Source organism: Rhizobium sp. BK418 (genome assembly GCF_004341105.1).
Taxonomy (GTDB): Bacteria; Pseudomonadota; Alphaproteobacteria; order Rhizobiales; family Rhizobiaceae; genus Rhizobium.
Genome location: NZ_SLZK01000016.1, coordinates 39,147 through 46,434, shown reverse-complemented (window position 1 = coordinate 46,434; position 7,288 = coordinate 39,147). Strand labels below are relative to the sequence as shown.

General features: G+C 60.6%; 2 protein-coding genes. One reads left to right on the top strand and one right to left on the bottom strand.

The features are described from left to right. Positions 1-4,638, bottom strand: a 4,638-nt coding sequence (locus EV281_RS30890) for a N,N-dimethylformamidase beta subunit family domain-containing protein (RefSeq protein ID WP_132658644.1), incomplete at its 3' end; no start/stop codon positions are given. Positions 4,639-5,130: 492 nt separating this feature from the next. On the opposite strand from EV281_RS30890, the gene EV281_RS30885 reads away from it, so the two are divergent. Then, on the top strand, positions 5,131-6,990 hold the full coding sequence (locus tag EV281_RS30885) for an adenylate/guanylate cyclase domain-containing protein (protein WP_132658647.1): 1,860 nt from the start codon (positions 5,131-5,133) through the stop codon (positions 6,988-6,990). Positions 6,991-7,288: the final 298 nt, after the last annotated feature.

Below are 7,288 nucleotides of genomic sequence, written 5' to 3'. Positions count from 1 at the left end.
GGTCTCGTTGGCGGCGAGACCGCCGAGATCGGTTGCCGTCACCTTGACGCCGTAGGTCCCGGCTGTCGTCGGCGTGCCGGAGAAGGTGCGCGTCGCGGCGTTGAAGGAGAGCCAGGCGGGAAGTGCCGTGCCATCGGCAGCCGTTGCCGTGTAGGTCAGCGTGTCGCCGCTGTCGACATCGGTGAAGGTCGTCGTCGGCACTGCGAAGGAGAAGGCGGAGCCTACGGTGGCATTCTGGGTCGTCGTCTGGACGGCGAGCACCGGTGCATCGTTGGCACCGTGGATGGTGATGGTCAGGCTCGCCGTGGCAGTGGCCCCGGCGCTGTCGCGCATCGTGTAGCTGAAGACATCGCTCAGCGTGTTGGTCGACTGGCGCAACGCCTGGACGGTCGCATTATTCTCGTTGATCGCATAGCTATAGGCACCCGATGCATTGAGCACGAGGCTGCCATAGGTGCCGGCGAGCGCCGTGCCGAGCGTGCCCGCCGTCGCACCGAAATTGACCGCCGTCACCGTCTTGGTGTCGCCGGCATCCGGGTCGGTGTCGTTGGTCAGCACGTTGCCGCTCGCAACCACGCCGCCCGAACCATTGGCGACACCACCCTTCTCGGTCGCGTCCCCCGTATCGGCTACCGCCGTCGGCGTCGTGTTGCCGGGCGTGGTCGACACGGCGATGCTGAAGGTCTCGTTGGCGGCGAGACCGCCGAGATCGGTTGCCGTCACCTTGACGCCGTAGGTCCCGGCTGTCGTCGGCGTGCCGGAGAAGGTGCGCGTCGTGGCGTTGAAGGAGAGCCAGGCGGGAAGTGCCGTGCCATCGGCGGCCGTTGCCGTGTAGGTCAGCGTGTCGCCGCTGTCGACATCGGTGAAGGTCGTCGTCGGCACTGCGAAGGAGAAGGCGGAGCCTACGGTGGCATTCTGGGTCGTCGTCTGGACGGCGAGCACCGGTGCGTCGTTGGCACCGTGGATGGTGATGGTCAGGCTCGCGGTGGCAGTGGCCCCGGCGCTGTCGCGCATCGTGTAGCTGAAGACATCGCTCAGCGTGTTAGTGGACTGGCGCAACGCCTGGACGGTCGCATTATTCTCGTTGATCGCATAGCTATAGGCACCCGATGCATTGAGCACGAGGCTGCCATAGGTGCCGGCGAGCGCCGTGCCGAGCGTGCCGGCCGTCGCACCGAAATTGACCGCCGTCACCGTCTTGGTGTCGCCGGCATCCGGGTCGGTATCGTTGGTCAGCACATTGCCGCTCGCAACCACGCCGCCCGAACCATTGGCGACACCACCCTTCTCGGTCGCGTCCCCCGTATCGGCTACCGCCGTCGGCGTCGTGTTCGACGACGATGTCGGATTGAACATCACATCGACCCAATAATTCGTCTGCTGGAAAGTGGCCGAGGGGAACAGGCTGCTGGCGCCGTATCTGTATACGCCGTTGCCGCTCGCAGGTGCCGTCAGCGGGCCACTGGTCACATTGGAGGCGAAGTAGTTTGCGGTCGAGGAATAATGACCGGCATTGGTGTGATAAGATGCCGTGTAGGTCTGCCCCGGCGTCAATGTCACTGGACTGGAGAAAGTCGCGGTCTGCCAGCCGCTGGCGGTCTCGTTGGTGAAGGTGAGAGTGGCGAGCTGCGTACCCGTGCTCGACCAGAGCGTCCCTGTATGCGTACCCGTATCCTGGCTACCCTTGTAAAAACGAAGGCCGGTGACGGTTCCTGCGACAGAGGTCTGGAACTTGACGCCGAGCTCGACGGCAGACGTGTCGTCGGTATTGACGACCGCCGGCGTGGCCGCGCCGAACAGGGTAGCATAACTCGGCCCGCTAACGGTGACCGTACGTCCCGCCGAAGGGGTCTCAAGGTTGACGCTATCGTCCACCGCACGAGACAGGATCGTGTAGGTACCGGCTATCTGCGGCGACCAGCTATAGGTCCAATTCTCATCGCCTGTCGCTGGATGCCAGCTCGCACCATTGTCGGTCGAAACCTCGACGCTTGCGATGACCCCACCGCCCGTGTCGACGGCGGTGCCCGTGATCGTGACAGTGGATCCAACCGCCGCCGTGGAGGGTGATGTGATGACGGAGGTCGGTGCGGCATGGTCCGTGGAACCCGTTGCGGCCGTGAGCCCGGATTGCAACGTCCCAGGCTGAATGCCCATGTCGGCAAGCAAATTGACCATCGCCTGTTGCACGCGAGGATCGGACGGGGTGGCCTGATTGTCGTGATTATCGCTCAAGCCCCATGTCCAGTAGACAGTACCGGCGCCGAACACCAGCGCACCGCTGGGGGCACGATAGAGCGTCAGATTATGGGTGGCGTTCGCATTGCCGGTCGTGTTTCCGTAGTCGAGCAAGTAAGTGCTGACCGGGAGCGTCGTCGACGACAGCTTGACGAGGCCAGCAGGATCGAAGCCATTATCCGGCGCCTCATCCCACTCGTAACCAAGATAGTTCTTGGTGAGCGTCGCCGTCTGGCCTGGTTGAAGATTGGCAACGCTCGTATTGCGCCAGAAGCGCAGGTTGGCGTCGTCATAGCCAACGGTGATCGCGCCGAGGTTGCTGCCGACATCATCGACCTTGAATAATTGGCCGGTCAGCGAATTCTCGGGATTGCCGCCGCCAATGGCGGGTGGGCTGAAGCGTGGATCGCGGAAGGTGCCTGTCCATTGGTCGGAAGGATCAATGTCGCTGCCGGCCCATGTCTCCTTGTAGGTGATCAGGGTGCGATAGGGTGTGCCGTCGGCGCTGTAGGCATTGCCCCAGCGCGTGCGCCAATAGACCTCGTTGCCGCTCCAGAACATAAGGTTGACGCCGGCATCGCGCGCAGCTTCGACATTGGTCCTCTGCTGTCCCGACCAATATTCGTCATGCCCGGCATCAACATAGGTCTTGTGATTGAGCAGTAGGCTGCCATAGCGGTCGACATCGATGCCGGACATGTAGGAGACGTCATAACCGTTCTGTTCCAGCCAATAGATGCCAGCATATTCGGCGCCGAACAGATAGTCCTGCGGACCGGCATAGGTGCCGACCCCGCCGCGGGTTGCAATCGGCCTGTTGTAGCTGACCGCATAGGCGCGGCCAGCCCCTTGCCCCGTCGCTGGACCGTTGCCGCCGTACAAGTTTGCGCCACCCCAGCCGTTATAGGCCTGCCAGGTCTCGTCGGCGGTCTGGAACACGATGTCGCTATGGCTGGCGTCGTCGCGCACGATGAACGGGATTTGATTTTCGCCGAAAGTGCCATCCTGTCGAACGAGCTTAGCGATATAGACGCCGGAAACCGCGTCGGCAGGTACGGTCCAGGAAGCCGAAACCGCCCAGTTACCGGCGTCGACCGTGCCTGTCGTGGCATTTCGCAACGGATTGGGCTGAACCTGCAGTCCGGTGTGCTGCAGGGTGTCGACCTTGCGCGCACCCATACCGCCATAATAGCCAAGCCGGTAGATATCGATGCGATAATTGGTGGAATTCGTATTGATCTTGAAGTTGATCGTATTCCCGTTGTCGACGCTGATGTCAGTCGCAAAGCCCTCGATGTTGGAGCTGCCGGCACCATCGATGCCCCACTCACTCTCCGGGTTACCCTGCTTCTGGTTTTCCAGTACGATGGGGTTGACGGCCGTCGCCGCTGCCGTTGCCGTTGCCGTCAGGCTCTGTGTCCGCAATGACGGCTGCGAACTGCGCATTGTGGTGACCGAGCCGGAAAGGGTGCCGATGCCCATGCCCGTACCGGTCGCCTTCCCCGTTTCTCCACCGCCAGGCAACGAGCCGTTCCCCGTCGGGTTCGTCCATCCGGCGGTTCCGCGCCAGCCCACAAGCGGAGACAGGTCACGGCCGAGAAGCGGATCGCTGACCGAAGCCCCGAAGGCGGCCTTGAATGTTGTCACATGGTCCGGCCCGTCGGTCAGCCTGGTGCCGGGCAGTTGACCGTCCTGCTGCATCAAAGCGCTGCCATGGGCCCAATCGAGAAGACGTATGGGCGAGGTATAGTAGCCGCATCCGCAGATACCATAGGGCATGCCAGACGCCAGTGATCGAGCTCCAGCAGCTTGCTCAATCGCCTGCGCTGACGGACTCGACTCGAGAATGACGACATTGCCGGACGCAGTGCGTTCTCCTGCACCTGTGGCCAAACCTTCTGCTGATGAGGTCAAGCTCGGCTGCAGATATGGCGCCAGGGGATCGTCGCCTATCAGGTTCATTCCAGCATAGGCGCGATAAAGGGACGATACGGCCCCGAACGCAGTTCCGCTCGCACCGTGCTCGAAAGGCGCAAAGACCGGCCCATGAACGCCCGGCAGAGGCGTGGCAGAACCACCGCTTCGAGCTCCATGGGCCACTGCAAAAGCGTCGGGCAAGGCTACGTGATTGATATTGTCACGATCGTCCGTGTCGCCGATCACCTCCACTCTCTGTTCAAGGTCATGTCCATTGAGCGCAGAGTTGTTATGGGAACTGTCGACAGGGGTGCCATGCTTTTTTGCGTCCGCAGTCTGTACGGGTGTCGCAACCTGAGCACTGTCCTCTTGCTTATCGGCGGTCTTGCGCGACCTCGCCTCTCCACCGACGGCTAGCCACCGCGGGACCCACGAATCCATCAAAATTGGGCGCGAAGCCCACCGATAAGCATTGCGATACATGGTGTGACCTCTCGCGAAATTGTCAGGATCAAAATCAATGAGGATCGTTCGATACGAGGCGCTCCAAGTATAGCTAAAAAACAGGCGGGTATATCCTACCCATTTCGACCTACATGAGGTATCCCTTTAGGCAAAAGCTCTTTCTCATAGAGAAGTCGCTCGCTTTCCACGCAGCAACCGATCGCACGATCGTGCCCGGCGACGACCTCTAACCGACTTGAGCGGTCATGTCTGTTGCCTTCCAAAATCCGTGCACTGCCTCAAAATCGTGCGCCTGACCGCGTCCGGAGCCGTTCCAATCCGAAAGAACTAGCTTTTGACGCAATCTTCGCCCGTTTGGAGTATTGATGCATCGCTGTAACAATATAGGCTCTGCCCCGCCGCAACAGCACGCCGATATCGCAGGATATCGCCTGCAAGGGAGGGAGCCCCTTGTGCGGTCAAAATCTGGAAAAAGCGAGAACTGACATGAGACAATCCATGGAGAGGGTCATGGAGCGGCGGTTGAGTGCTATACTCGCCGCCGATGTGGTCGGTTACAGCCGGCTCATGGGCATGGACGAGACGGGCACGCTGCAGGCATTGAACCGCCATCGCCGCGAGCTGATCGATCTCAGCATATCCGATTACAAGGGCCGGATCGTCAAGCTGACGGGGGATGGCATCCTGGCGGAGTTTCAGAGCGTCGTGAATGCTGTCGCCTGCGCTGCCGAAATCCAGCGAAGTATGGCCGTGCGCAACGAGAATGTACCAAGGGAGGAGCGCGTCGAATTTCGCATCGGAATCAATCTCGGCGATGTCGTGGTCGAAAATGACGATATCTTCGGCGACGGCGTCAACCTTGCCGCACGTCTGGAAACCGTCGCCCCCGCTGGAGGCGTCGCCGTCTCGTCAATCGTGCGCGATCAGGTTGGTTCACGCCTCAATGTCGGTTTCGAGTTTTTAGGTGAACACGTGTTCAAAAATATCCACCAGCCGGTCCAGGTCTATATGGTTTCCTTCGAAAGACCGAGTTCGGCGCGCTTTGTCGCTCAAAACCGCAATACGTGCTTCATCGCGGTCCTACCCTTTACCAATATGAGCGGGGATGCCGATCAGGATTATTTCTCCGACGGCATCACGGAGGATATCATCACCGATCTTTCGAAGATCTCCAGCCTGCATGTGGTACCTCGCAACACGGTCTTCACCTACAAGGGCACCTCGGTGAAGGTGAAGCAGGTCGCCCAGGAACTCGGCGTGCGTTACGTGCTGGAGGGCAGTGTGCGCATCGCCGGCAAACGCGTACGCATCTCCGGTCAGCTCATCGATACGATGAACGGCGATCATCTCTGGGCCGAACGCTATGACCGCGACCTCACCGATATCTTCGCCATCCAGGATGAGATCACCAATGCGATCGTCGAGCAGCTGAAGGTGCGGCTTCTGCCGGAGGAGCGCAAGGCGATCGCCGCCGAACCGACGGCTAATGTCGAAGCCTACACCTATTATTTGCGTGGCCGGCAGCTTTCCCACAGCTGGACCAAGTCTTATCTGCAGCTTGCCCGGCGCATGTTCTACAAGGCCGTCGAGCTCGATCCGGACTACGGCCGCGCCTATGCAGGCATTGCCGACTGCGACGCGGCGATCCGAGACTGGGCACCAGCAGACGTGCCCTTGGAGCGTATCCTTCAAACGAGCGCGAGAGCCCTCGAACTCGACCCGGACCTTGCTGAGGCCCATGCCTCCAGGGGCCTAGCGCTTCATCAGAATGGAGAGGACGACGAGGCGACGGCATGTTTCGAACGCGCCCTGGCCCTAGATCCCAATCTCTACGAGGCGAATTTCCACTATGCCCGCATCTTCTTCATGCGTGGTGATTTTGCAGAAGCGGTGCATTACTTTGCGCGCGCGGCCGACATTCGTCCCGACGATTACGTATCGCCGATCCATCTGATGTCCGCGTACCACTCTCTCGGGCGGGTGCGAGACAAAGAAAACTGGGCGCGCATAGGCATTGCAAGAGCGGAGCGGGCGCTGAACCTCAACCCGGAAAATTCGGGCCCGGCCCATCGCGGCGCCCTTGCCCTTGCCCATCTCGGCGATGCGGTGCGCGCCTACGATTGGGCTGCACGGGCAATCGCTATCGATCCCGATGATATCGTCGCCCAATACAACCTCGCCTGCGTCCACTCGGTGCTGGGCGATGTGGAGCGGGCAATCTATATCCTGGAAGGTCTGTTGCCTCGCAGCTCCGTCTACCACATCAAGTGGTTCACGCATGATTCCGACCTGGACAATCTGCGTGGCCATCCGCGCTTCAGGACGCTCTTGACAGAGGCCATGAGAGAAAGAGAACGGATCACCGAATAAGGCTGGAGTGGGAGAGATTGCTGTCTGGGCGGCCAGCATTTCCCCATCTGAAGGGCCTACATTACGACCCGGCGCTATCGCAGGGTCACCCGCGCGCGCCAAGCCGGCGGGAAAAACCGGCTCGGCAGTTTATTTGACCGGACACAGCAAAAGTGCCGCACGAACCGAACCTGTGCTTTCGATTGATTGGCGACCGAAATATCGGCCAAATTGGCTCGTTACCGTCGTTGCCTACACCAAAGTCCAGTTTGATGCCTCCGCCACTCTGGTAATTCCCAGGTTGAGAAGCTTAGAGCGA